Genomic DNA, 26,320 nt, shown 5'->3' on the forward strand with positions numbered 1-26,320 from the left:
GGAGGACAGAAGATGTCATTATTTGATCATACGATAAAAGAATTGGAAGAAATGCTACATAATAATGAGGTTACCGTCGAAGATCTCGTGAAAACCTCCTATGAACAGATCCGGAAAGTTGATGGAGATGTGAAAGCTTTCCTGACATTGAATGAAGAAGAGGCTCTTGCCCAGGCGCGGGAGCTGGATAAGCTGGAGGACAAGTCTCAAGCGTTATTCGGCATGCCTGCAGGAATCAAAGATAATATCGTGACCAAAGGGCTCCGTACAACTTGTGCGAGCCAGTTCCTCGATAACTTCGAGGACCCTTTGTATGATGCAACTGTCATGGATAAATTGAATGAGGCAAAAGTCGTCAATATCGGGAAATTGAACATGGATGAATTTGCGATGGGGTCATCCAATGAAAACTCAAGCTATGAGTCAACCCGTAATCCATGGAATACGGATTATGTACCAGGCGGTTCCAGCGGCGGCTCTGCGGCTTCCGTAGCTGCCGGAGAAGTGCTGTTTTCCTTAGGATCCGATACCGGCGGTTCCATCCGTCAGCCTGCCGCTTACTGCGGGGTAGTCGGGATGAAGCCTACATATGGACGTGTATCTCGTTTCGGCCTGGTTGCCTTTGCTTCCTCCCTAGACCAGATCGGCCCTCTGACCCGCAATGTAGAAGACAATGCACGCGTCATGGAAGTGATTGCCGGGCATGATGTGAAGGATTCTACCAGTGCCGCTGTCGAAGTGCCTAAATTTACAGAAGCATTGACCGGTGATGTAAAAGGCATGAAGATTGCCGTGCCAAAAGAGTATCTCGCTGAAGGGGTCGCCCCTGAGGTGAAAGAAAGCATCATGAATGCCTTGAAGGTATATGAATCCCTTGGTGCGACCTGGGAAGAAGTATCCCTGCCGCATTCCAAATACGCACTGTCAGCCTATTACCTGATTGCTTCCTCGGAAGCATCTGCCAATCTGGCCCGTTTTGACGGTGTCCGCTATGGCGTCCGTTCCGAAAATGCGGAGAATATGATCGATATGTTCAAGAAATCGCGCAGTGAAGGTTTCGGAGATGAAGTGAAGCGCCGGATCATGCTTGGGACTTTTGCGTTAAGCTCCGGTTATTATGATGCGTATTATAAAAAGGCTCAGAAAGTCCGCACGCTGATCAAACAGGACTTTGATGAAATTTTCGCATCTTATGATGTAGTGGTTGGACCGACCGCTCCTACACCTGCTTTTCGTGTCGGCGAGAAAACAGAGGATCCTATGACCATGTATGCCAATGATATTCTCACTATCCCGGTCAATCTGGCAGGGGTTCCCGGCATTTCCATCCCATGCGGATTCGGGGAGAACGGCCTGCCGGTAGGGCTGCAGATCATTGGACAGCATTTTGATGAAGAGAGAGTATACCGCGCAGCACATGCATTTGAACAAGCAACGGATTATCACTTGAAACGACCTCAAGTTGGAGGTGCCAAATAATGAACTTTGAAACGATTATCGGCCTGGAAGTCCATGTCGAATTAAAAACAAATACCAAGATATTCAGCCCGAGTGTGAATGCATTCGGCACGGAACCAAACACGAACATCAACCCGATTGACCTCGGCTACCCAGGTGTACTGCCTGTATTGAACGAGGAAGCGGTGAATTTTGCGATGAAGGCGGCAATGGCCTTGAACTGTGATATCGCAACCAATACAAAGTTTGACCGGAAGAACTATTTCTATCCGGATAACCCGAAAGCATACCAGATTTCCCAGTTTGATCAGCCGATCGGGGAAAATGGCTGGATTGAAATCGAAGTGAACGGCAAGAAGAAGCGCATTGGCATTACCCGCCTGCACATGGAAGAGGATGCCGGTAAGCTGACCCACGGTGATGATGGACATTCCCTTATCGATTTCAATCGTCAGGGCACACCATTGATTGAAATTGTTTCCGAGCCCGATATGCGTTCACCGGAAGAGGCCTATGCTTATTTGGAAAAACTGAAGAACATCATCCAGTATACGGGTGTTTCCGATGTGAAAATGGAGGAAGGTTCCCTGAGATGTGATGCGAATATCTCCCTGCGCCCGATCGGCCAGGAAGAATTCGGAACCAAGACAGAATTGAAGAACCTGAACTCTTTCAACTTTGTCCAAAAAGGTCTGGAATTTGAAGAGAAGCGCCAGGAGAAAGAACTGCTGGCCGGCGGTGAAATTCTGCAGGAAACCCGCCGCTATGATGAGAAGACCAAGGAAACTATCCTGATGCGTGTCAAAGAAGGTTCAGATGATTACCGTTATTTCCCTGAACCGGATCTTGTTCCGCTGTACATCGACGAAGATTGGAAAGAGCGTATACGTGCGGAAATTCCTGAGCTTCCTGATGCACGGAAGAAGCGCTATGTAGAGGAACTCGGCCTGCCGGAATACGATGCTGATGTACTGACCAGCTCCAAGGAAATGGCGGACTTCTTTGAGGAAGCAACCGACCAGGGTGCAGATAAGAAGCATGTCTCCAACTGGCTGATGGGTGAGGTTTCCGCCTATATGAACAAGCATCAGAAGGATCTTAGTGATCTGGCCATCACGCCGGATGGTCTGGCTAAGATGATCCAGCTGATTGAAGACGGCACAATTTCTTCCAAAATCGCCAAGAAAGTCTTTGCCGAACTGGTGGAGAATGGCGGTGACCCAGAGAAAATCGTCAAGGAAAAAGGACTTGTCCAAATTTCTGACGAAGGCCAGCTGAAAGAGGTTATCACCAAAGTGCTGGATGAGAATGAACAATCCATTACCGACTATAAGAGTGGTAAGGGTAAGGCAATGGGATATCTGGTCGGCCAAGTCATGAAGGCGACCAAAGGACAGGCCAACCCGCCAATGGTCAATAAAATCCTGAAGGAAGAATTGGATAACAGGTAATTATCTCCAAACCTGCTCGAGGTAAAAGACTGCCGTCATGCATATGGCGGCAGTCTGTCTGTCGGAGCCGCTACCGGCCGAAATCATGCCCCCTTTTCAAATAAGGAAAAAAGGGCTATGATATTGGTTGGACGCAGTTGAATGATGAGCTGCCAAGCGGCCCTGCAGCTGGAGATAATGGGGAGGAAAATTCTATGAAAAAAGCCAGGATCATCTATAACCCGACATCTGGCCGGGAAGCTTTCAAGAAAGAGCTGCCGACCGTACTGGAAAGGCTGGAAGTTGCCGGCTATGAAACATCTGCCCATGCAACCACTTGTGCAGGGGATGCCACAGAGGCGGCAAAAACTGCGGTGGAGAGAGGGTATGATCTGATCATTGCCGCCGGCGGTGATGGAACAATCAATGAAGTGATCAATGGGATGGCTGAACAAAGTCACCGGCCGAAACTGGGGATCATACCAGTCGGTACGACCAATGACTTTGCACGGGCACTCCATATCCCGCGTGATATAAAAAGGGCCGTAGATGTCATCGTTGACGGCAAATCCATGCTACTCGACATCGGAAGAGTGGATGATGACAGGTATTTCATGAATATTGCCGGCGGAGGCAAACTCACGGAGCTCACCTATGATGTTCCGAGTAAATTGAAGACAATGCTTGGCCAGATGGCCTACTATATTAAGGGAGTGGAAATGCTCCCGTCTTTGAAACCGACCCGGGCAAGGATCGAATATGATGGAGAAGTCCTGGATGAAGATATCATGCTTTTCCTTCTATCCAATACCAATTCCGTCGGCGGGTTTGAGAAGCTCGCACCGTCGGCGAAAATGAATGATGGCCAATTTGACCTGCTTATCCTGAAAAAGATGAATCTGGCGGAATTCATCCGGTTGGTCTCCCTGGCCATGAGGGGGGCGCACCTGGAGGATGAACGCATTCTCTATACTCAGGCGAACCATATAAAAGTCACCACGGACGAAAAGATGCAGCTGAATATTGACGGTGAATACGGCGGAATGCTGCCAGGCGAATTCACCAATTTGAAGCAGCATATCGAGTTTGCTGTACCGGAAGTATTCATCAATAGGGAAGATTACTGATTCAGTAGTCTTCTTTTTTGTTGGTAAGAAATGCTTTTTCTGCAAAACATATGATAAGATGCTTATAGCTGTAGTACAACGGTAAATTGGAAATAAATCGAAAAGGAAGATAGATAAATGGCGAAACAGAAAGCTCCTGTGAAAAAGAATGAGAAGCTTACACTCACGTTCGAGGATCTAACCCATGAGGGAAACGGTGTGGCCAAAGTGGATGGCTATCCGCTGTTTGTCCCATACGGCCTGCCGGGGGAAGAAGCGGAAGTCAAAGTCGTCAAGGCAAACAAGAACTTCGGCTTCGGAAAATTGATCGAGGTGAAGCAGTCAAGCGACCAGCGGGTGGAACCGCCTTGCAATGTATTTTATAAATGCGGCGGCTGCCAGCTCCAGCATATGAGCTATGATCTGCAGCTGGAGATGAAACAGAACCAAGTGAAGAATGTCATGAAGAAAATCGCCCACCTCGACCATGTGCCGGTACATCCCACTATCGGAATGGAAGACCCATGGAGATACCGCAATAAGGTGCAAATCCCGGTAGGCGAGAATGATGGCGAGCTGATCACCGGATTTTACCGCATGCGCAGCCATGAAATTATCAAGGATATGGAAACCTGTGTCATCCAGGACGAGTTGAATGACCGCTCCGTCCATGCCGTACGCCGGATTGCGAACCGACTCGGCATTGAAGCATATGATGAGAAGAAAGATAAAGGCGTTCTCCGTCATATCATGGTGCGGACAGGCAGAGAGACGAATGAGACGATGATTGTGCTGATTACCCGTACGGAAGAACTGCCATATGAAAAGGAACTGATTCGCGAGATGACGGAAACCTTCCCACATGTAAAGTCGATTGTCCATAATATCAATAAGCAGCGGACCAATGTCATTCTTGGAAGGAAGACAAAGATCATCTGGGGAGAGGAATATATCCATGATACGATCGGCGATATCAAATTTGCCATTTCTCCAAAGTCCTTCTACCAGATAAATCCGCAGCAGACAGACATGCTGTATCAAAAGGCGCTTGATTATGCACAGGTCAACAACGAGGATACGGTCATTGATGCCTATTGCGGAATCGGTACGATATCACTGTTCCTCGCCCAGCGTGCGAAGAAAGTCTACGGAATCGAAGTAGTCCCGCAAGCTATCGAAGACGCCAAAAAGAATGCCCAACTGAACGGCATCACCAACGTCGAATTCCATGTCGGCCAGGCAGAAACCGTCATGCCCGAATGGAAGCGGCAGGGACTCAATCCGGACGTCATCGTTGTCGACCCGCCGAGAAAGGGCTGCGAGGTGGACTTTCTGCAGGCAATGATCGACATGGAGCCGAACCGGATCGTCTATGTATCCTGCAACCCATCCACACTGGCCAGGGACCTGCGCATTCTCGAAGACGGCGGCTATGAAACGAAGGAAGTACAGCCGGTGGATATGTTCCCACAGACGAATCACGTGGAGTGTGTGGCGCTGTTGGAGAAGAAATAGAAGAGCACGAGTTCGAGAATCCATAACTTTTTAACAGATTTTCAAGTGAATATATATAAATAATGTGAAATAATACGATGAAAAAGGGTTGTCCTTAAGTCTGTGAAAACGGCTTTTGTGGCAACCCTTCTTTTGTATACGATCCTTGGGGACTAGTCTGAAGATAACTCAGACTCTTTGACCCAGCCTTGGGACCAGCTTTCTATTGTTCTTAAAATTGGTTCCATCGCATGTCCTTTTTTTGTTAAGGAGTATTCGATAATGACTGGTGTCTCGGGTATCACTTCCCGTTTCACTATATCTTGACGTTCTAATTCCTTTAAACGCTCCGATAATACTTTTCCACTTATACCAATAGATGATTGAATTTCACTGAAACGTTGTTTACCCAGCAATAATTGATAAATAACTAATGCGGTCCATTTCTGACTTAGCAGCGAGATGGCTTTTTCGAATTTCGGACATATAGTTGGCTGAACCACTTACTTCACCTCTCTTATCCCTAGGATAACATAATACGTTACTTATTTATAAATATAAACCCACTTACTTGACAATGTTTTATAATGATAATAAACTTAGTTACATTAAGTAACTAGAGAATAAATACTTATGCAGTTGCTGCCTATGGAGTTAATTGGAGATACTATTTAGTTACCCAGGCCAATAACTAGGAGGAATAATATGGGATTCCACAGTAAACCGACGACATTTGTTAGTCATGTCAATATAAAGGTAGAGGATTTACAAAGGTCTTTACAGTATTATCAAGAAGTAATCGGATTTGATATTTTAGAAAAAACTTCATCGACGGCAAAGCTTACAACAGATGGGAAGACAAGCATCTTATCATTGGAGCAGCCTGAAAATGTAATTCCCAAACAAGGAAGAACGACTGGCTTATATCATTTTGCTCTTCTTTTGCCGGAGAAAAGAGATTTAGCTAATATCGTGGTTCATCTAGTAAACAAGGGCATCCGCTTCGGTTCTTCTGACCATCTTGTCAGTGAAGCATTGTATTTACATGATCCGGATGGGAATGAGATCGAAATTTATATCGACCGTGATCCTTCTGAATGGAAATGGAATGAAGGAGAAGTGGCCATGGCAGTCGATCCGTTAGATTTCGACAGGCTGCTAAAGAATACGGAGCCAGGGAACGCTTGGAAAGGATTGCCTGAAGGTACGATTATGGGGCATATTCATTTACATGTTTCCGAACTGATAAAAACAGAAGAATTTTATGTGAAAGGTCTCGGATTTGACGTGGTCAACCGCTTTGGGGCCCAGGCATTATTCCTTTCTACAGGAAAATATCATCATCATATCGGGGTGAACACGTGGAATGGAGTGGGGGCACCAAAACCGCCAGAAAATAGTGTTGGTATGGAATCTTTCACTCTCATTTTGCCTAGTGAAGAAGCAATTAAAGAAACGATCGATAACTTGCAAAATATTGGAGTATCCGCAACAGAAGAAGCTGGACGGCTCATCACGTATGATCCTTCTGGAAACCGTATTGAGTTAGTCGTCTAAGAGGGAGAGATAGGATTGTCTACACGAAACGAGAATGGCATCGAAGTAGGAATATACACACTTGCAGATATAGGTCCAGATCCTTTTACTGGAAAAACGATAAGCAGCAAGCAGAGAATGGATGAGATCATTGAGGCGGCAAAACTTGCGGATAAAGCAGGCCTCGATGTATTTGGGGTAGGGGAACATCACCGGCTGGGTTATGCTGTATCCTCTCCGGCAGTGGCATTATCCGCCATTGCTCAAGCAACGAAACATATTAAATTAACCAGCGCAACAAGTGTTTTGAGCACACTTGACCCGGTTCGAGTATATGAAGATTTTGCTACATTAGATCTGATTTCAGGCGGGCGTGCCGAGATTTCGGCTGGCCGAGGAGCTTTTATTGAGTCTTTTCCTCTTTTTGGGTACAGCACGAAGGATTATGATGAGCTTTTTAGTGAGCACATGGATTTACTGTTAAAGCTGAATGAAAATGAAGTTGTTTCCTGGGATGGAAAGTTCCGTCCTTCGTTGAATGCTGCGGAAATCTCTCCCCGGCCTGTACAAGAGCAGCTGCCCATTTGGATTGGCGTTGGCGGGACACCAGAAAGTGCTGCTCGTGCAGGTAGATTGGGAGTCGGTATGGCCTTAGCGATACTGGGCGGCGATCCAACGAGATTCAAGCCGCTTGTTGATATATATCATCGTGCAGGGCTGGAGGCAGGGCATTCACTGGATAAATTACCTGTCGGTGTCACTGGACATGGGTATCTTGCAAAAACGACAGAAGAGGCAAAGGATGAATTTTATCCTTATTACGCCAATTATTGGAACTATGTCAATCGCCAACGCGGGATGGGCAGGAAAATGTCTAGAGATGAGTTTGAACGAGCAGCCGGCCCACAAACCGCACTGTTTGTAGGCAGTCCAGAAGATGTGGTGGAGAAGATTCTGCATCAACATGAATTGTTTGGGCATACACGCTTTTTAGCACAAGTCGATATTGGCGGCGTGCCGTTTCACAAGGTCGAGAAAAACATTGATTTACTGGCAACTGAGGTTGTGCCTATGCTCAAGAAAGCAATCGGCCGTAAGAAGAAGGTAGAAGCACTTTAAGTGGGCTGGAAACAGAAGGAAGTATCAGGAAAGTACGCGAGTAAGGAAAAAAGCCAGGTATATTTGTTTTAAAATGGAGGGATAGATTTAATGAAGATTGCAATTATCGGGGCAAGTGGAAAAGCAGGGAATTTAATCTTGAAGGAAGCAGTTGGCCGAAATCACCAGGTGACAGCAATTGTAAGGGATGCATCGAAAGTGAAAGATGAGAATGTCCCTGTCATTGAAAAAAACATTTTTGATCTTAACACAGATGACCTAAGCCAATTTGATGTAGTCGTTAATGCATTTGGAGCACCACTTGGTGAAGAACAAGCCCACGTGGATGCAGGGCATACGTTGATTGAGGCCCTCAGAGGAACTGATACGAGGCTAATCGTCGTCGGAGGAGCCGGTAGTCTTTATGTGGATGAGGAAAAAAGTGTTAAGTTGATCGATACACCTGAATTTCCAGACATTGTAAAACCAACAGGTAAAGGCCAAGGACGCAATTTAGAAGAATTGATGCAAACAACTGATGTAACATGGACGTTTATCAGCCCTTCTGCCGTATTTGACCCAGAAGGAAGAAGAACAGGTTCCTATGAAACAGGAAGTGATGTCCTGCTGGTGAATACAGAAGGTGAGAGCTACATCAGCTATGCTGACTTTGCCATTGCCGTGGTCGATGAGGTTGAAAGTGCGCAACATGTAAACGAAAGGTTTACGGTTGTAGGGGAAAAATAGATAGCAGCCTGACAAAAAATCTTACGGCACCCATAGTAGGTGGGCGTAAGATTTTTTTGTCTCTCCATAGGAAAAGCCATCCTGCGCCGGATGGCTTTTCTAACAGGCAATTTCCCTGTCTTTGTTTTTCAGGACATCCATACGGAATTCGAAGGCTTCTTTTTTTGCTTCCGTCAGACCGTTGCATTTTCTGGCCGTAAAACACTTGAATTTCTTTTTGGCGGTTTCTGGCTCCTTGTATTCCACTTTATATCCTGTCACACGTCCGTCCCGCTTTATTTCGAATACGCCGCATACCTTCCCATTATCCTTCAGGGAATGGCGCAGACGGTAATCGGATTTATCTGTGACATACAGGTTGTTCCTCAAAAAATTATGGTTGTCCCGGTCAAAATGCTCTACCTTCTTTTCAGGGTGATGGATGTCCAGCAGCCACCTTCCCAATGGAACGGAAGCTCTGTTGACTGTGGTGTAGGGAATAATTTTTTCGTTTCCCTTTTTACCTACAGCCATCAGTCCCCAATGCTTGTTGGAGATCAACTCATAGTCGTCTTTTTCGATTTTTACGGTGGCTTCGTGTTTTAAGCCGGAGATGAACAGCAATACATGATCGGCCGCCACCTCATATTGGTTTAAATATCTTTTTGCCATCTCAACTCGCCTCCCTGTTTTCAATCGCTTCAATTAAAATTTATCCAGAAGCGGTCGAGAATGAATATAAAATAGTTGCGGGATCATCCGATTACATAAATCTACTACCCGGTATATGGGGATATTAATCGTCGGCAGCAGGGCTGGCATATTGCCTGGCGTGAGGGAGAACAGCTCTCGATTTTCCAATTGGAAAGATACATAGGAAACGATCAAGTTTTATGGGTTTTCCAACGCTTAAAAGCTTTTGTTTAGCGGCAAACATGATATAATTTGAAACATCAGACTTTTCCATCGGCCATTATACATCTTAGGTACTGCAGAGGAGGAAATAATATGAGGTTGGAACAGTTGAAATATGTGATAGAGGTTGTAATGTGCGGGTCGATCAATGAAGCTGCCCGCCGGCTTTATATCACACAGCCCAGTCTATCGAAGGCAATCAAGGAATTGGAGAAAGAATTGGGGATTACCATCTTCACCCGCAATTCTCGGGGCATTACTCTCTCTCCAGATGGGGCGGAGTTTCTAGGGTATGCCCGGCAGGTAGTAGAGCAGGCAGAACTGCTGGAGCATCGGTACTTTAACACCACGCCTTCGCAGCAGATGTTCAGTGTATCTACACAACATTATGCCTTTGCGGTGAATGCATTTGTGGAAATGATCAAGAAGCATGGGAGCCTTGAGTACCAATTTACCTTAAGGGAAACAAGAACCTATGAAATTATTGAAGATGTCAAAAACCTTCGTAGTGAGATCGGCATCCTTTATCTGAGCTCATTCAATGAGAAAGTGATGAGGCAGATGCTGAGAGATGAGGGTATGGAATTTCATCTGCTGTTCGAATCAAGGCCGCATATCTTTGTGAGCAGCCAGAATCCGCTGGCAGATAGGGAATCCGTTACCCTGGAAGATCTGGAGGATTACCCGCGCCTTTCTTTTGAGCAGGGGGAATTCAACTCCTTTTATTATTCCGAGGAAATTTTCAGCACGATTCCAAGTAAAAAGAGTATACAGGTCAGCGACCGGGCGACACTATTCAATTTGCTTAGGGGAGTGAACGGCTATACCATTTCTACAGGCATTTTAAGCTTGGATTTGAATGATTCCAATATCGTTTCCGTCCCTCTGGATGAAGATGAGACCATTTCTGTCGGATGGGTGGTGCATAAGAAGACACAGCTGACCCGGATGGCAAGGGTGTATTTGGAGGAATTGAAGCAGATTATCGATGTTTATTCCTCTTGATATAGCCCAAAGCTATAGCTGGCTAATAACAATAACCATTACGTTATATCAGCTCTTCCATGATAAGATACATACAACATAAAAACGAACAAGGGAGACGACATATGCGTACGGTTAATACTTCACAGGTTATTGCAGACAGTAAGTTCAACAAGTTTCATCTATTGGTATTTCTCTGGTGTGCTTTTTTAATTGCTTTTGACGGATTCGACATTGCGATGTATGGTGTTGGATTGCCATTAATGATGGAAGATTACGGATTGACAACGGTGGAGGCAGGGACCATCGGAAGCTATGCATTAATAGGAATGATGATTGGCGCATTCCTGCTCGGTTCGCTTTCCGATCTGCTGGGCCGTAAAAATGTATTGGTCATCTGTATTTTGTTATTCAGTGTGTTCACCCTGTTGGCAGGGCTTGCTCCAAATGCACTCATATTTACTATTATGCGATTTATCGCGGCACTCGGAATGGGTGGCCTTATGCCAGCGGTGATTTCCCTGATGACAGAATACTCTCCCAAGAAGAACCGGGCACTTATCGTTGCTACGATGTACTGCGGGTACTCGATCGGCGGTATAGCTGCTTCTCTGATCGGTATGTATCTGATGGAAAGCTTTGGATGGAGGCTGCTGTACATCCTCGGGATTATCCCGCTGTTTGCACTCCCTTTCTTTCTCAAACAGTTTCCGGAATCCTTATCCTATTACATACTCCGGAAACAGGGAGGAAAGATTGCGGGTATACTTAACAGGGTCGACCCTGCGGGGAATTATCAGGAAACCGATGATTACGAGTATGCAAGCACCAAGGAAAAAGCGAAAGGATTTCCTGTCAAAAAATTGTTCCAAGATCACCGGGCGGTCAGTACCATCGCTTTCTGGGTCGCTGTATTCAGCTGCCTGCTGATGATTTATGGCTTGAATACCTGGTTGCCGAAAATCATGCAGGATTCCGGGTATGGAATTACTTCCAGCCTTTCCTTTACGCTTGTGCTTGGAATTGGGCAAATCGGGGGATCTTTGCTGGGTGGATACTTGGTGGACAGACTGGGACACCGGAAAGTACTTGTTTCGATGTTCTTGACTCGGGGCGTTCTGTTTCATCTCACTCAGTATGACTTCCAGCCTGATCCTGCTGTATGTATTGATTGCGATCGGCGGAGCATGTACGGTCGGAACCCAGAATCTGGTGAATCCGTATATCTCTGAATTCTACCCGAGGGAAATCAGCACGACAGGTGTCGGTGTTACTGTCGGAGTAGGGAGGATTGGTGCTTTTCTTGCACCTACCATTATCGGTTTGGTACTCGCCACCAGCATTGCACCACAGAATGCGTTTATGGTGTTTGCCATCCCGAGTGTCATCGGCGGTATAGCCTTCCTGCTGGTTCAGGAGAAATACGGCAGCTTTGACCGGCTGAAAGCAGACAATGCGTCAGCCGGCCAAGCGAACAATGAAGCAGTATAGCTGCGCTTTCCAGGCTGGGAAAAAAGCGTTTAGGAAAAATCCCAACGAATCAAACATCTTGTTTTAGTGGAGGCCGCTGCGGAAATATGCTCTGCTAACACAGTTCATAATCCATAATTCTTTAAAAGATGATCCCTGTATCGTGCAGAGATCATCTTTTTTCGTTATTTGGTTATTTGGACGTTAATCTTCCTTTCGCAGTGAAGCTCAGGCGGGAGGTTTCTGTTTTTCAGCCGATGGGAAAATGGAGACTATAGAGAGTTCACACAGGAGGTATGGGACATGACAAAAACAATCTTTATTACAGGTGCCGGAAGCGGATTAGGCAGAGGAGCCTCCATCGGTATGGCGAAGAAGGGGCATCATGTAATAGCGACGACAGAACTGACTTCACAGAAGACAGATCTAATGCGGGAGGCACGTGAACAGAACTTGGATATAGATGTATTTAAACTCGATATTACGAATGAGCGGGACCGGGCACAGATTGAAAAGTATGATTTCGATGTGTTTGTGGCCAATGCAGCCATCAATGAGAGAGGGCCGCTTGGGGAAGTGCCGATGGATCGGTTCCGGACTATTTTCGAAGTGAATGTGTTCTCCACGCTGGAAACGGTCCAGGCAGCTGCACGGAAGTTCGTGGAAAAAGGCAGCGGAAAGATTGTATTCATGAGTTCGATGGCAGGAATCATGGCTGCTCCGTACGGCGGGCCATATGCTGCGACCAAGCATGCGGTGGAAGCAATGGCATCCAGCCTGCAGAAGGAGCTGGAAGGCTTCGGGGTGCAGGTGGCAACCATTAATCCAGGTCCATTTGCTACCGGGTTCAATGACCGTGCTGCGGATGAACTGTGGAAATGGTATGACGAAGAGAAAAACTTTACGAAGAAAGAAGATTTGAAGGAGAAGGAAAAAGGGCTTGAAAACCAATTTGATCCGGAAGATATGATCGAGAAAATGGTGGAAGTCATTCCGGCTGATCATCATAAGTTCCGTACTGCATATCCAGAGAAGACGGAGAAGCAGATGAAAGATACGGAACAAGAGCGCTGGAATATGGATATCTGATTCATATGGAAGTTTCAGGCTAGTTAGCATAGCCAAGAAGAAAGGCCTCCCTAGATTTAAAATGGATCCTTTTACAGGGCATTTTAAATGGGGAGGCTTTTTTTATTCCATTCACCTTTAAAAACGAACAAAATAACAAATTACATTATATATTGTTTTGTTTTATTGCAATAATGCTTGATAAACAAGTTTGTTTAAGGGTAAAATTGGTGTAAATGCAAACGTTCAGGAGGATGGAAATATGTTTGGTGCACCTATGGGAGAATATGCGAGGAAGATGCTGTTGCTTGGATCTGGTGAATTAGGGAAAGAAGTGGTCATCGAGGCACAGCGGCTGGGAGTCGAGACGATTGCCGTCGACCGTTATGAGGGGGCACCGGCCATGCAGGCGGCTCACCGCTTCCACGTCATTGATATGTTGGATGATGAAGAGTTGCGGGACGTGATTGAGGCAGAAAAGCCGGATTATATTGTACCGGAAATAGAAGCGATTTCCACTGCGACATTGTTGGATTTGGAGAGCAGAGGGTATAATATCATTCCGACTGCTTATGCGACAAAGCTGACGATGGATAGAGAGGGGATCCGCAGGCTGGCGAGTGAGCAGCTTGGCTTGCCGACCGCTACATACGAATTTGCTGATTCTCTGGAGGAGTTGGAAGCAGCCGTACATAAAATCGGGATGCCATGTGTCATTAAGCCGATTATGAGCTCTTCAGGGAAGGGACAGAGTGTCTGTCGGGTGGAGGAAGATATAGAGAAATCCTGGAAACAGGCAATGGCCGAGGGCAGGGCGAACTCCCAACGAGTGATTGTGGAGGAGTTGGTTGAATTCGAATCTGAGATTACACTGCTGACGGTACGTTCCGTATCCGGTACATCATTCTGCCCGCCAATCGGCCATCTGCAGCAGGATGGGGATTATATCGTGTCCTGGCAGCCACATGTGATGAATGGGGAACAGATCAAAGAGGCGGAAGAGATTGCTAAAGCAGTTACTGATGAAATTGGCGGGTACGGTGTCTTCGGTGTCGAGTTGTTCCTCACAAAGGATGGAGTAATCTTCAGTGAGGTTTCTCCCCGGCCGCATGATACGGGTATGGTAACCATGGCCACTCAGGAATTGTCCGAATTTGCCCTCCATGTTCGGGCTGTGCTTGGTCTGCCTATCCCTGAGATTGAGCTGATGTCTCCGGGAGCGAGCAGAGCTTTGAAAGCATCTGACGAAAGTGCAGATTATTATATGACCGGAGTGGAAAAAGCTTTGGCGGTGCCAGGCATCCAGCTTCGATTATTCGGAAAGCCTGAAACCAAGGCAGGCCGCCGGATGGGCGTGGTACTGGCAAAAGGTGCCGATACAGATGAAGCAAGGAAGAAAGCAGAAGGTGCAGCAGGCGAAATAGAGATTGCTTCGAAGGCAAGGACTTCTTTATAAAATGGTGAAGAGGCTGGGACATCATTAAAATGTTGAATCCTACAGACGAACAATGGACCGAACTAGCGAAGCATATTTCCACAGCGGTTTTTTCTCCGCTCATCAAATTCTCTAGTTAGTTCAGTTTATATTAGGGTAAAACATTTTTGTCCCAGCCTTTTAATGTTTACCCACTGGCATATACTGATTACAAACTACTCGGAAGGAAACTGAGGGGAAGCTGGGAAAGTTTTCACCCATGTTTCCCACTCATAGACATATCATCATACTCATCAGATATCGTACGGTCTCTGCCGGCCCCATAGCCAACGAAGGCCATGGCAAGTATGACAATGATCAGCACCATAAGCGGCAGATCCCAGTCAGAGGTCAGATCGCTGAGAAGCCCCATGATAATCGGCCCGACGGCAGCAAGGAAATAACCGAGAGCCTGGGCCATGCCGGAGAGCTCTGCGGCATGGCGGGGGTTGCTGGTACGCATGCCCAGGAAGGCGAGCGCAAGTGGAAACAGGCCGCCTGTCGCTATCCCTAACAATGTCACACTGAGAAATGTGATGAGATAAGAGTCCCCTGCCAGAAGTCCGGCACTGCCGAACAGTGCCAGCAGGGAAATGCCGACGGTCAAATAACTCTGTGACTTCAATTTTCCTGCGACCACCGGCAGAAAGAAGCCGACAGGAAGTCCGATGAACTGCGCATAGGACAAAAGCCATCCGGCAGTTTCTCCGGATGCGCCATTTGCTTGCAGGATCTCCGGCAGCCACGCAATGACTACATAATATACAAATGCCTGTAATCCCAAGAATACGGAGACATCCCATGCGAGGCGAGATTTCCACATCCGCGCTTCATTAGCCCCCATATATTGCACCCGGACTTCATTGGCGGATTGCCGATGCTTTACGAAATAAACCCAAATCCCAATGCCTAAAAGAGCTGGTAAGACCCAGATGGCAAGGGACAGCTCCCACCCGACATTGCCTAATTCTGCTAAAGGGACACTGATTCCGGAGGCAAGTGCGGCCATCAATCCCATTGCTGTCGAATACACACTCGTCATCAATGGCACTTTGTCTGGAAAGCGTTCCTTCAATATACCGGGAAGGAGGACATTGGCAACAGCAATGCCTGCGCCTATAAGCAATGTCCCCCCAAACAGGCAGGCAATCACCGGGACCGAACGCAGCAGGATGCCTGCTGAAAGTGCCACCATACCTGCAATCAGCACTTTTTCGTTGGAGTATTTGCTCCCCAATTTAGGCGCAATCGGAGACATGACGGCAAACCCGAGCAGGGGAAGACTGGTCAGGATGCCGAGGCTCCAGTTGGGGAGCCCGAGTTCTGCTTCTATCCTCCCGACCAATGGGCCGACAGAGGTAATGGCGGGGCGCAGGTTGAAGGCAATTATAATAACTGCTGCGATCAGCAGTATCTGATTGTGAGATTTCATGTCTTTGAATCGATAGATGCCCATAAAAGGATACCACCTTTCATTCAAGACCATTCTATGCCATCTTTTCCTGCTATGCAATAAAGGGAGTTGAAGCCATAACATGGAAATCTTTGCTTGCTATTTCACATGTACATGCATGATTCATCTCCATAAGGAATAATTATGGTTCGGACGGGGGAAAGTCGAGTACAATGGAAGTGGACGTATGTTGATAGATTAATGGTGAGGATGAAGAGGAAATGGCCGTTTTATCAGCTGTATGGAAATATATCGTGGTGTTTGTCCTTGCGGGGATTCCATGGGCGGAAGTCGCGTTAGTCATCCCACTGGCAATTCTTTATGGGATGAATCCTCTGCTGGTCGGCAGCGTTGCCCTGGCGGGGAATCTCGCTACCGTTTATTTAGTTATCATCTACTTTGAAAAATTCCAGGAGTGGCGGAAAAGAAGGAAAAAAGGGAATAGCCGACCGTCCAGAAGACATGACAGGGCGGTGAAACTATGGAGGAAATACGGCCTGCCAGGCTTGACTTTATCCGGCCCGCTATTAATCGGTTCGCATATAGCAGCTGTGGCAGCTATGGCCCTTGGTGCAAGCAAGCAGGATGTATTCTTTTGGAGTACGATCAGCTTGGTGCTTTGGACAGTGCTTATTACAGCAGCTGCAGCCTATGGCATTGAATGGCTTGGATGGGTTTAGCCTCCTACGGCTAGGGGAATCTGTAATGTTATGAAACTTTCTAGGTGAGCTGGTGAGAGTGGATGCGTCAACATAGCCGGCTGCCCGAGGAATTGTCTTTAAAAAAAGGAGATAGTACATGAAAAATGACTGGGAATCAGCAAGGGAATCCCTTTCCAAGGTTAAAGTGGTATCGAATCCCAAAAATGAACCGGTTACTATATTTGGCGGATCAGAGGGGCTGAGGTGTGTGGGAGTGGGAACGGACGCAGCCGTGTTTCAATCCGTGCTGGCCCCGTCTTATGCCTTTAAGGTCTATGCGGAAGATAAAGCATCGAAAATCAAGACAGAAGCAGGGGTATATGAATTACTGGAGGAATCACCCTACTTTTCCAGGTGCTTTGCTGTGACAGAGCATTATCTCGTTCTCAGCTATGAGGAAGGGCCAACCCTTTTCGACTGCCTGCTTCAGGGCATACATATTCCACAACAGGTTATTGATGACGTGGAAGAGGCGAGAGAGTATGTACGGGAAAGAGGACTGAATCCCCGTGATATCCACTTGAAGAATATTCTGTTTCAAGATGGAAGGGCCAGGATCATCGATGTTTCGGAATATGTTCTGCCAGGGGACGATCTCCGCTGGGAACATCTGAAAAATGCCTATGATGAATACTATCATCTGATGGATGGCAGGCCCGTGCCGTTCTGGCTTTTGGAGACCATCCGCAAATGGTATCATCAGCGGAGAAGCTATTTTTCCTCATTTGAGGAGTTTAAGAGATTTGTCTTGAAATACACGACGTTCAAAAGATAGTCGGTTTTTTATATACACCAAGGATTATGTCTAGGGAATGATGGGGAATAGATGTTAAAAGAGGGGAATGCTCTAGGTTTCTAGGAGCATTCCCCTCTGACTAGTGGGCCTGTTTAGCACCTGCATAGTCACGGATGGCCTCGACTGCCTCGTCGATATTATTTACTTGAAGAATGATCTTTTGAGAATCGGGATAGCGCCCTGTTGACTGTTCATATAAAGGATCATAGTAATAGGCAAGCAGCAGTTTCACAGCAGAAGAATAGTTCTCTGCTTGTAAGTCCTTTTCAATCTGCTTGGCAATTGGTGTATGAATGCGTTTCTTAATGCGGCTGAAAGCTTCCAGGCATTCCTGCTGATGCTCCCATGGCTGGTAGTCATCCAGAATATGCATAACCCTTTCCTCCATCGGCATTTCGATGAATAACTGGGTGCCCTGCTCCTTCTTCTCCATCAGGAAGTCGGGGACCATTACTTTCCCGATTCGTTTGCTTTCTCCTTCGAACAGGAGGGTTGGAGAGCTCTGCAGCCTTTGCAGGTCCTCTAACAGCAAGGAGTCGAATGTTTTTTGATTATACGGTTCACGTCCGATTTGCCCGAAAATCGACCCGCGGTGATTGGACAACCCCTCCAGGTCGATCACAGGGAAACCCTCTTCCCGGAGCCGGTGCAGGATGGCTGTTTTTCCGGTGCCAGTATAGCCATTTAGGACAAGGGCTTCCTGGCGAAGTTCCATCCTGCCGAGCTCTTCTACAACCCGGTTGCGATAGGAGCGGTAGCCTCCTTCCAGGCGAAGGGCTTTGATGCCCATCAAATCAAGGACGGTAGCTGAGGTGCGGCTTCTCATGCCGCCGCGCCAGCAGAATACCGCTTTTTTGCCCCTTATGCTGCTAAACTCACTTACGAAAGCAGGCAGTTTGGCAGAGACGATTTCCAAACCTCGTTCCTTTGCAGCCTGCTGGCTCACCTGCTTGTAAAGTGTTCCTACTTCTGCCCGTTCTTCATCGCTGAAAAAAGGGATGTTCAAGCTTCCGGGAATGGTAGCATCTTTATATTCAGATGGTGATCTCACATCAATGATGGTGAGTTCCCCTTTATCTTTCAAAGCAAGTAGTTCATCAATAGATATATCCTGAATCACGTGGTTGCCACCTTTCTAGAATGCAAATATAGAAATATATTTACGCGATTATATGACGGTTATATGTCCTGGATTTTCTTCGGTAACCTCACCGATTATTGCTGCTTCTACACCGGATCCGGTAAGATCTGCCAGCAGTTCATCCGCTTCACTGCCGTCCACTGCAATCAACAGACCCCCGGAAGTTACGGCATCACATAGGATCCATTGATCAATTTGATCCATCGTTTCCGGGAAGGTGACATCTCCTTCCAGGTGGGCGAAGTTACTCTTGGTCCCACCAGGCACTGCTCCTCCTTCTGCAAGTTCTCTTACGCGTGGCAGGGTTGGAACCTGGCTTTGATAGATAGACAAACCGGCCTTACTGCCCTTTGCCATTTCAGAGGCATGGCCGAGCAGTCCGAATCCGGTTACATCAGTACAGGCGTGGACTTGATAGGTTTCCATTTTTTCGGAAGCTGTCTTGTTCAACGTCGCCATGACTTTGGTGACATTAGCAATCTCTTCATCTGTAAGCAGGTCCCGTTTAATAGAGGTGGTGGAGATGCCTACTCCAATCGGCTTTGTCAGGATCAGTTTGTCTCCCGGCTTCGCTCCGGTATTGGTACGGACTTTATCAGGATGGACAAGTCCTGTCACCGCCAAACCGAATTTTGGTTCTTTGTCGTCGATCGAATGCCCGCCGACCAGGGTAGCACCGGCTTCTTTCACTTTATCCCCAGCACCACGGAGAATTTCCGTCAGTATCTCTTTTTCCAAGGTGTGAATTGGAAAGGCAACGATATTCAATGCAGTCAGCGGCTTGCCGCCCATCGCGTATACGTCGCTGATCGCATTAGCTGCTGCGACCTGTCCGAACGAATAAGGGTCATCGACGATTGGTGTGAAAAAGTCCAACGTCTGGACCATTGCCATTTCATCATTCAATTTATACACACCAGCATCATCACTGGTATCCAGCCCGACTAATAGATTTGGGTGGGGCTCCGTCTGCGGCAAGTCTCTCAAAACCTGGGACAAATCGGCCGGTCCGATTTTACACCCGCAGCCCCCTTTGGAAGAGAGTGAGGTAAGTTTTATATCATTGGTTTTTTTCATAAAAAAACGACCTTTCTGTATATGTACTATAAGTCTATTATAAATCACCATGTCAACATGCGGGTACTTGGCGAGGGATGATTGCAGTTGTAACCGGGCTGCTGGACATCTCTTTTGGTGGGGAGGAGAGCCGATGAAGATCGCAGCGCAGTTACGGAATGAAATACATCCGCCGGTTTTGGTATAGTATACGTAACAAATATGTCATTCAATGGGAGACGAAAATCATGAGTGAACACGCAAAAGATAATTACCGCCAGATACAGGATTTGTTGAAGTTCATCGATGAGGGACTGGACAAAGCAAAAATTCCGCCGAAAGCAAAAGGGTTGATTGTCGAAGAATTGGATGAGTTAAGGAAGTTCGTTCTTGATGCCCGGCCGGCAAGGATTGCTATAGTCGGCAGGAGGGGAGCAGGCAAGTCCAGTCTGATCAATGCGATTTTCGGCGAGATGCGGGCGGAAGTCGGTGATGTAAAGGCTCGCACCGGTGCGGGGAAATGGCATGCATATTCCTCTGAAGCGGGTACATTGGAGATATTGGATACCAGGGGGCTGGGTGAAGCAGATCAGCCGGAAGAAGCTTTCATGGAAAGGACGGCGATGGAGGAGGTGCAGGCCTCCATCCAGGAAAAATGTCCGGATGCTATTCTGTTCTTAAGCAAAGCGAAAGAGGTGAGCTCCCGCATTGATGAAGACATCCGGCAGCTAAGGGAGCTGAAGCAGTCGGTGATGCAGCATCATGACTACCATATACCTGTCATCGGTGTGGTCACCCAGGTGGATGAACTCAGTCCGAAATCGGTGGACAAGCCGCCATTTGATCATGAGGCAAAGCAAAAGAATATCGCAGATGCTGAGGCAGTACTTGCGGAGAAACTGACAGAAGTGGCGGAAAACCCAGTGAAAATCATCCCCGTTTCCGCTTATTTTGAAATGGAAGGGGATCAGATCGTCTATGACACCAGATGGAATATAGACACACTGGTGGACTATCTGATTGAACAGTTGCCCAATGATGCCCAAATGATCCTTGCCAAGCTGGCCAAAGTTAAATCTGTCCAGAAGAAATTGGCACGAAAAGTCGGGAGGAATATTTCAGGGATCACTGGGCTGATTGGGGCAAATCCTATCCCGATGGCAGATCTTCCGGTTATTACCGGACTCCAAATGGCAATGATCAGTACAATTGGCCTGCTGGGAGGAAAGCGGCTGAATAAGAAGGACCTGAAAGAATTCCTCAGTGCCTTGGGATTGAACGTAGCGGCTGGTTTCGCTTTCCGCCAAGTTGCCCGTCAGCTTGTACGGATATTCCCGGGAGCAGGCAGTGTGATTTCCGGCGTCATTGCTTCCAGCGGGACATACGCGCTCAGCGAAGCAGCGATTGCCTATTTCATTGATAAAAAGTCCCTGTCGAGCGTGAGAGAAATTTATCATCATAAATTTGAACAAAAACGCAAACAGGAAGAAGAGAGAGTTGAAGACGAAAAAAATGATGAACCACAGGTGTAAGCCATCTGTGGTTTTTTGAGTGTGCCGCGGGGGAATCGGCGGGAGAGCGGGGATATCAGCGGGAGGCCGGATAAATCGGCAGCACAGCGAGGGTATCAGCGGGAGGTGGGATAAATCAGTAGCACAGCGGAGGTATCAGCAGGTGATCGGATGAATCGGCAGCACCGCGGATTTATCAGCAGTAGACGCGGGGAATCGTCAGGAGAGCTATTTAATTAGCAGCACAGCGGAGCGCCGTTAAAAAATGGCAAATTAAAAACCGATTCTATTTTCCTTTTTAGAATCGGCTTTTGGGGTCGCTTTGATAAAAGTTGTAAATCATATTAACATCCTTACTATTTTGTTTTTTAGTGTTGCCAGAAGATTTTACCATAAATCTCGGCATTTGCTTTAAAATGTCTATCGAGTTTTTTTAGTGGTTGTCTAAACAATTTATGCACCTCCAGTATTTGGGTGAATCTATTTGCGGTTAAGTCTAGCATAAGCATCTACATACAAATCCATTGGTTCTTTAACGAGTTTTTCAATTAGTTTTTTCATGTTTTCATCTCCCTTATCTTTGATACTTTTATTATCGGGGAAAAGGAAAAAAATCACAATGCGCGTGAAAACGGGAACATTTTCCATGAAAACGGGAACAACGGAGATGTAAACGGATGTATCTCCTTTTTTCTTACGTTTACGTCGAATTCCTTCGTTTTTCTTAAAAAGTGGAAGGTTTAATAGAAAGGTAAAGGGGAAGCGGGCCGGAAGCTCCTGCCGGCCCTGCTGTTTTCAGTCCTAGCCAATGAGCAGCATCAGGAAAATGGAGATGCTTATAATGGAAACAGCGGTAGTGGCCAATGTGTAAAAGGGGACCTGCTTGACCAATGTGTCATATTTCTCGGCAAAGACATAGACGACCGCACCTGTCGGGAGGGCAGAGAGGATCACGACGGATGCTGCCCACTGGGGATCGGAAACGGGAAATATGAAATAGACGGCCGCAACAGCCAACAGTGGCAGCCCCAGTAGTTTTAGGCTCAGCAGTGTGATGAATTCGCCGACGTGGTAATGCTTGTTTTTAAGTACATGCCTTTCAGCCGATAGGCCCAGTCCCAGAGAAAAAAGGGCGGCCGGTCCTGCGGCAGGGCCGAGGATATCCGTGAAGGCGAATATGGGGCCGGGGACTGATATTCCTAAAACGGCGACAAAAATTCCTGCGAGTAGAGAAGCATTGATCGGATTGAGCAGGACAGATGCTGTGATCGAGCGGAACATTGGCGTCATTCCACTCTTCTGGCCGTCGGTGAGTTTCCTTGCCGATTCAAAGGTGATAACGATGAGGGTGATAATGGTCAGGTCATAGATGAATGTCACAATGGCAGCTGGTACAGCAGCGTCCTGACCAAACACAGCAACCAATAATGGGATGCCGAGAAAGCCTGTGTTCCCGTACGTCGTAATCATGCCGTACATGGCAACGTCAGGGAAACTCTTTTGGAAAATGAACCGGAAGATGAGAATGGTCAAGATGAAGCATCCCAGTAGGATGAATAGGTTGGCCAGTATGAAATTCCTGTTTGCGAGCTGCTCCACCGGCGCTTGTGCCAGGGAAGAAAACAGCAAGGCGGGGAGTGCAAAATAGTATACAAAGTAATTCAAAGAGGAGGTGCCGCTGTAGGGCAGCAAGGAAAGTCTTCCGGCAAGAAAACCGCAAAGTATAACCGCAAATATAGGCAGGACTGCCTCAACTAATACTCCCATATTTCCCCTCCTTCCTGTATATTTGCCCATCATATCATAATTTTTAGAAAACAGCAGTCTGTCAGCAGGAATTTAGGGTGGAGAGGGCGATTTTTTCAAAAAATAAAGCTGGCAAGCCTGGACATAATCCGTCCTGGTCAGCCAGCAATTCATCTGTTTAAAGTGCCTTCAACAGCAGTTTTTTCAACAATGGAGAAAAGTGTTCGGGCAGCTCGGCGACAGTGGGCACCATAATGCGTTCTTTGCCATAGATGTTTCGCATCAAACTGTCTTCCTGCTCGCCGATTTCTCCTTCTGCGAGGAACATGCCGACAACGTCAATACCTTTCTTGCGTGCTTCGGAGACGGCAAGGTTCGTGTCAACAATGCCATTTTCATTGTAATCGGAAGCAGCGGGCTCACCATCTGAGAATACGAGGAGGAAACGGTTTTTGTCCTTGCGCGCTTCCAACTCTTCGGCGGCGATGCGGATGCTGAAGCCGTCCCGATTATCCTCCTGGGCTTCCAGCTGCATAATCTTAGCCCCATTATCCTGATAAAGTGAATCGTTGAAGGAATGGATGACATGGAAATAATTCGGCTGGTATTCATCCTTTACTTCTGTTGCCTCTTCCCAGAAGCCGATAATGGAATGAGGAATTTTCAAGTATTTCAGCACTTCATGGAAAAGGACGATCCCTCTTTTCGTTTCCTCCATTTTATTGAGCATGGAAGCTGAGCAGTCCACAAGGAGAGTGAAGGATGCATCCATTTCCCTGGATTCCTGATTCTTCTTATAGAAGAGGCGCGGATATTCCTCGGTCACTACCTGGAGCAGTTTTTTGGACAGGCGGCCGGCAATCAGGTCGCGGCGCGGTGCGTTCTGCCGGTGCTCCAGCATTTTTTCGATCGTTTTGGAAAGCTTTCGCTCAAAGGGAGCAATTTCCGCGGCATATTGGCGGTAGAGATCTTCCTCTTCCGCTGATGGCCTCTCGGCATGTTTCACCACTTTTACAGCATACTTGTTCTCCTCGCCATATGCTCCGCCGGCTGATTCCTCACCCTGGCCGGCCTCTTTTTTCTGCATGGCTTCCATGCTGGAATAGTCATTCTGTTCACTCTCGCCGGAAGCACCCTGGATTGACGCCATAGCCTGATCGCCTTCCTCTGTTTCCCGAGCTCCGTCCCCCATCAAGCTTGTTTTAGTCCCCTGCTCAAGCTCAAATTCAAGGAAGTTCTGCTTCCTGTCTTCATTTTCATTTTGCCCATGCCAGGTAGAGAATTTCTCTTGGAATACTTCATTATCTTCCTCTTTGATATCTTCCTGGTCGTCATTTGCCAGGGGGTCTGTCCTTGTCAGTTCATCGAAAGCATTCGTTTCCGTGTAGCTGGAAAGGTCGGCGATCGGGAAGATGAAATATTCATTAATGGTATCCTGATAATCTGTCTCCAGCCTGAACACTACTTGTTCAGCCGCACGTGCGACTTCCCTGGTGCTCGATGCTTCAAAAAGCTGGAACAGGGACGATTTTAATGCATCTAACATGCTGGTCTGTTTTTCATTTGCTCCAGGAAAGGAAGGGTCCGGCGAGTCCGACTGGATCAGCAGGTAAATCAGGCAGTAGAGCTCATCCAGGGCAAAGCTTCTGGTCACATTGGCCTTTAATTGCTGGGTGAAGTATTGCTTCAGATATTCCCTGCGGATGTTGAACAGGCCGATCGTCCCCGGCCGCTCCTTCTTCACTATTTCCTCCAGGCGGATATCCTCGAATACGGTAAACAATTGAACAGCAAATTTTTGGAGAGAGGACTCGGAAATGCTTTCCATATACTCCTTCATCACCGGGATATTGGAATGGCGGAGGGTTCCGATGGTCCGCAGCAGGATGTCTGTCTTCAGCCCGGCTTCCCTTGCTTGTTCATTGCCGATGCCCCAGTTAGAACTTGCGGTTACTTTATATTCATTTATGTCGATCGCCGATCCGTAGGCATAATCGAACTTCAGGCCAGGGATGCCAGAGAGGACGGCGGCCAGGTCCTGCAGTTGTAGAAACAGGTGGGTGTCCACATTGGTTTCACGAAAACGAAACATCTGTCTCCTCCTATCCGAATAAGGTTTCCGTCAGGTTTCGGACAAAATCCCGCTCCCTGTCTTCGTCCAGTTTATCGATGATGGATCGGAGTATGGCCCGTTTTGCCGGGATAAGTGAGCTGAGATCACATGCATCAAGTAATGCCCGGATGGAGGCGGCATCTTCCGAGAGCTTGCCTTGGGAGACGGCCTGAATCAGGTCACCGGACAATCGGACAAACAAGTCAATCGTGCGATCATCATCCAGTGCGGTGCTGTCCTTGATCAGCTGTTTCAGCTGGTCGCCTTGGAGATAAGGGATATCGATCACGACGAACCGGTTTTTCAATGCCTCATTCAGCGGCACTGTACCTACATATCCTTCATTAATAGCAGCCACTACACCGAAGCCTTCTCGCGCCTGAATGATTTCTTCGGTAAACGGGTTGGTGATCGTCCTGCGGTAATCAAGCACTCCATTGATCAGTGGCAGTGTCTCCGGTTTGGCCATATTGATTTCATCGATATAAAGGAAGGTGCCATAATTCATGGAATTGGTCACCGGGCCCGGAACAAATTCAATCACCTGCTTTTCTCCCTGATAGGCGAGTGTCTTGAAGCCAAGCAGGCTTTCTGCATCCAGATCCACGGAGCAGTTCACACTGAACATCGGCTGATTGAACAGGTTGGACAGTGTTTCCGCAAACCGGGTTTTCCCAGCACCGGTCGGCCCTTTCAACAGGACATTTTTCCCCATGCTTAGGGCGGTTATTGCATCTATTAATAGTTCATTATCGGGCGGTATATATCCGCCTTCCCTGATCAAGTCTGTGAATTCTTCTGGTTGCCGGCTGTTGCTTTGTTCTAGTAAATGCCTGATCTCTTCAGGCAGTTGATAGTTGTTCATCATCGTTGTGCTCCTTTCACGGCAATTGTAAACTTTTTGTCCTTCACTGGCTAATATACCGAATTTCCCGAGCCAAAAGGCGGTAATTTTTTGTCCATTTCATGTCTTTTCCTTATTTAATGGGAAGGACTCCCCAAAATATGGAAAACATTTTAACAATTTTGCGAACAAGACATATT

General features: G+C 47.2%; 23 protein-coding genes. 15 read left to right on the top strand and 8 right to left on the bottom strand.

Features of this window, described 5'->3' with window-relative positions; translation table 11 throughout:
* The first annotated feature begins 12 nt into the window (after positions 1–12).
* From gatA to rlmD, 4 genes are all read left to right on the top strand, one after another.
* On the top strand, positions 13–1,479 hold the full coding sequence (gene gatA / locus ACFODW_RS14420) for an Asp-tRNA(Asn)/Glu-tRNA(Gln) amidotransferase subunit GatA (RefSeq protein ID WP_390307484.1): 1,467 nt from the start codon (positions 13–15) through the stop codon (positions 1,477–1,479).
* Positions 1,479–2,909 (top strand): Asp-tRNA(Asn)/Glu-tRNA(Gln) amidotransferase subunit GatB, encoded by a 1,431-nt coding sequence (gene gatB, locus ACFODW_RS14425; RefSeq protein ID WP_390307485.1) that lies wholly within the window; start codon positions 1,479–1,481, stop codon positions 2,907–2,909. Before gatA ends, gatB begins: the two co-directional genes overlap by 1 nt.
* Positions 2,910–3,103: 194 nt before the next feature.
* Complete coding sequence (locus tag ACFODW_RS14430; protein ID WP_390307486.1) at positions 3,104–4,015, top strand: diacylglycerol kinase; 912 nt, start codon at positions 3,104–3,106, stop codon at positions 4,013–4,015.
* Positions 4,016–4,132: 117 nt separating this feature from the next.
* On the top strand, positions 4,133–5,509 hold the full coding sequence (gene rlmD / locus ACFODW_RS14435) for a 23S rRNA (uracil(1939)-C(5))-methyltransferase RlmD (protein ID WP_390307487.1): 1,377 nt from the start codon (positions 4,133–4,135) through the stop codon (positions 5,507–5,509).
* A gap of 152 nt (positions 5,510–5,661) precedes the next feature.
* Here rlmD and ACFODW_RS14440 read toward each other — a convergent pair whose 3' ends face one another.
* The gene (locus ACFODW_RS14440) at positions 5,662–5,991 is read right to left on the bottom strand and encodes a winged helix-turn-helix transcriptional regulator (protein WP_390307488.1); all 330 of its coding nucleotides are present in this window, start codon (positions 5,989–5,991) and stop codon (positions 5,662–5,664) included.
* 202 nt (positions 5,992–6,193) lie between these two features.
* Here ACFODW_RS14440 and ACFODW_RS14445 point away from each other — a divergent pair, with 202 nt between their 5' ends.
* The 3 genes from ACFODW_RS14445 (at position 6,194) to ACFODW_RS14455 (ending at position 8,869) form a co-directional block, all read left to right on the top strand.
* Entirely contained in the window at positions 6,194–7,045 is an 852-nt protein-coding gene (locus tag ACFODW_RS14445; protein ID WP_390307489.1) for a VOC family protein, read from the top strand.
* A gap of 15 nt (positions 7,046–7,060) precedes the next feature.
* Positions 7,061–8,143 carry an LLM class flavin-dependent oxidoreductase gene (locus ACFODW_RS14450; RefSeq protein ID WP_390307490.1) on the top strand — a complete coding sequence of 361 codons (1,083 nt, stop codon included), beginning with the start codon at positions 7,061–7,063 and terminating at the stop codon, positions 8,141–8,143.
* A gap of 90 nt (positions 8,144–8,233) precedes the next feature.
* Entirely contained in the window at positions 8,234–8,869 is a 636-nt protein-coding gene (locus ACFODW_RS14455) for an NAD(P)-dependent oxidoreductase (protein ID WP_390307491.1), read from the top strand.
* 99 nt (positions 8,870–8,968) lie between these two features.
* On the opposite strand, the gene ACFODW_RS14460 is transcribed toward ACFODW_RS14455, so the two are convergent.
* Positions 8,969–9,520, bottom strand: a complete 552-nt coding sequence (locus tag ACFODW_RS14460; RefSeq protein WP_390307492.1) for a hypothetical protein — start codon at positions 9,518–9,520, stop codon at positions 8,969–8,971.
* Between the two features lie 336 nt (positions 9,521–9,856).
* Here ACFODW_RS14460 and ACFODW_RS14465 point away from each other — a divergent pair, with 336 nt between their 5' ends.
* From ACFODW_RS14465 to purT, 5 genes are all read left to right on the top strand, one after another.
* A complete protein-coding gene (locus ACFODW_RS14465) occupies positions 9,857–10,768 on the top strand; it encodes a LysR family transcriptional regulator (protein WP_390307493.1) in 912 nt (303 codons plus the stop codon).
* A gap of 104 nt (positions 10,769–10,872) precedes the next feature.
* Positions 10,873–11,979 (top strand): MFS transporter, encoded by a 1,107-nt coding sequence (locus ACFODW_RS14470; RefSeq protein WP_390307494.1) that lies wholly within the window; start codon positions 10,873–10,875, stop codon positions 11,977–11,979.
* Positions 11,885–12,238 carry an MFS transporter gene (locus tag ACFODW_RS14475; RefSeq protein ID WP_390307495.1) on the top strand — a complete coding sequence of 118 codons (354 nt, stop codon included), beginning with the start codon at positions 11,885–11,887 and terminating at the stop codon, positions 12,236–12,238. Before ACFODW_RS14470 ends, ACFODW_RS14475 begins: the two co-directional genes overlap by 95 nt.
* 282 nt (positions 12,239–12,520) lie before the next feature.
* Positions 12,521–13,306: an SDR family oxidoreductase gene (locus ACFODW_RS14480; protein ID WP_390307496.1), complete on the top strand. Its 786-nt coding sequence runs from the start codon at positions 12,521–12,523 to the stop codon at positions 13,304–13,306.
* A 241-nt stretch (positions 13,307–13,547) separates the two neighbouring features.
* Positions 13,548–14,741 carry a formate-dependent phosphoribosylglycinamide formyltransferase gene (gene purT, locus ACFODW_RS14485; protein ID WP_390307497.1) on the top strand — a complete coding sequence of 398 codons (1,194 nt, stop codon included), beginning with the start codon at positions 13,548–13,550 and terminating at the stop codon, positions 14,739–14,741.
* A gap of 232 nt (positions 14,742–14,973) precedes the next feature.
* Here purT and ACFODW_RS14490 read toward each other — a convergent pair whose 3' ends face one another.
* The gene (locus ACFODW_RS14490; RefSeq protein ID WP_390307498.1) at positions 14,974–16,215 is read right to left on the bottom strand and encodes a CynX/NimT family MFS transporter; all 1,242 of its coding nucleotides are present in this window, start codon (positions 16,213–16,215) and stop codon (positions 14,974–14,976) included.
* A 218-nt stretch (positions 16,216–16,433) separates the two neighbouring features.
* Here ACFODW_RS14490 and ACFODW_RS14495 point away from each other — a divergent pair, with 218 nt between their 5' ends.
* Complete coding sequence (locus ACFODW_RS14495) at positions 16,434–16,892, top strand: small multi-drug export protein (protein WP_390307499.1); 459 nt, start codon at positions 16,434–16,436, stop codon at positions 16,890–16,892.
* 118 nt (positions 16,893–17,010) lie between these two features.
* A complete protein-coding gene (locus ACFODW_RS14500) occupies positions 17,011–17,688 on the top strand; it encodes a serine/threonine protein kinase (protein WP_390307500.1) in 678 nt (225 codons plus the stop codon).
* A gap of 100 nt (positions 17,689–17,788) precedes the next feature.
* Here the strand turns inward: ACFODW_RS14500 and mnmH are convergent, their stop codons facing one another.
* Both mnmH and selD read right to left on the bottom strand, forming a co-directional pair.
* Positions 17,789–18,829: a tRNA 2-selenouridine(34) synthase MnmH gene (mnmH, locus tag ACFODW_RS14505; protein ID WP_390307501.1), complete on the bottom strand. Its 1,041-nt coding sequence runs from the start codon at positions 18,827–18,829 to the stop codon at positions 17,789–17,791.
* A 48-nt stretch (positions 18,830–18,877) separates the two neighbouring features.
* Positions 18,878–19,927, bottom strand: a complete 1,050-nt coding sequence (gene selD / locus ACFODW_RS14510) for a selenide, water dikinase SelD (RefSeq protein ID WP_390307502.1) — start codon at positions 19,925–19,927, stop codon at positions 18,878–18,880.
* Positions 19,928–20,154: 227 nt separating this feature from the next.
* Here selD and ACFODW_RS14515 point away from each other — a divergent pair, with 227 nt between their 5' ends.
* Positions 20,155–21,438, top strand: coding sequence for a GTPase family protein (locus tag ACFODW_RS14515; protein WP_390307503.1), 1,284 nt, complete (start codon positions 20,155–20,157; stop codon positions 21,436–21,438).
* A gap of 780 nt (positions 21,439–22,218) precedes the next feature.
* On the opposite strand, the gene ACFODW_RS14520 is transcribed toward ACFODW_RS14515, so the two are convergent.
* From ACFODW_RS14520 to ACFODW_RS14530, 3 genes are all read right to left on the bottom strand, one after another.
* On the bottom strand, positions 22,219–23,184 hold the full coding sequence (locus ACFODW_RS14520) for an AEC family transporter (protein ID WP_390307504.1): 966 nt from the start codon (positions 23,182–23,184) through the stop codon (positions 22,219–22,221).
* A 157-nt stretch (positions 23,185–23,341) separates the two neighbouring features.
* Positions 23,342–25,255, bottom strand: a complete 1,914-nt coding sequence (locus tag ACFODW_RS14525) for a vWA domain-containing protein (RefSeq protein ID WP_390307505.1) — start codon at positions 25,253–25,255, stop codon at positions 23,342–23,344.
* A gap of 10 nt (positions 25,256–25,265) precedes the next feature.
* Positions 25,266–26,141, bottom strand: a complete 876-nt coding sequence (locus ACFODW_RS14530) for an AAA family ATPase (RefSeq protein ID WP_390307580.1) — start codon at positions 26,139–26,141, stop codon at positions 25,266–25,268.
* Between the last annotated feature and the right edge of the window lie 179 nt (positions 26,142–26,320).

This window comes from Virgibacillus sediminis (assembly GCF_042643265.1).
GTDB lineage: Bacteria > Bacillota > Bacilli > Bacillales > Amphibacillaceae > Virgibacillus_O > Virgibacillus_O sediminis.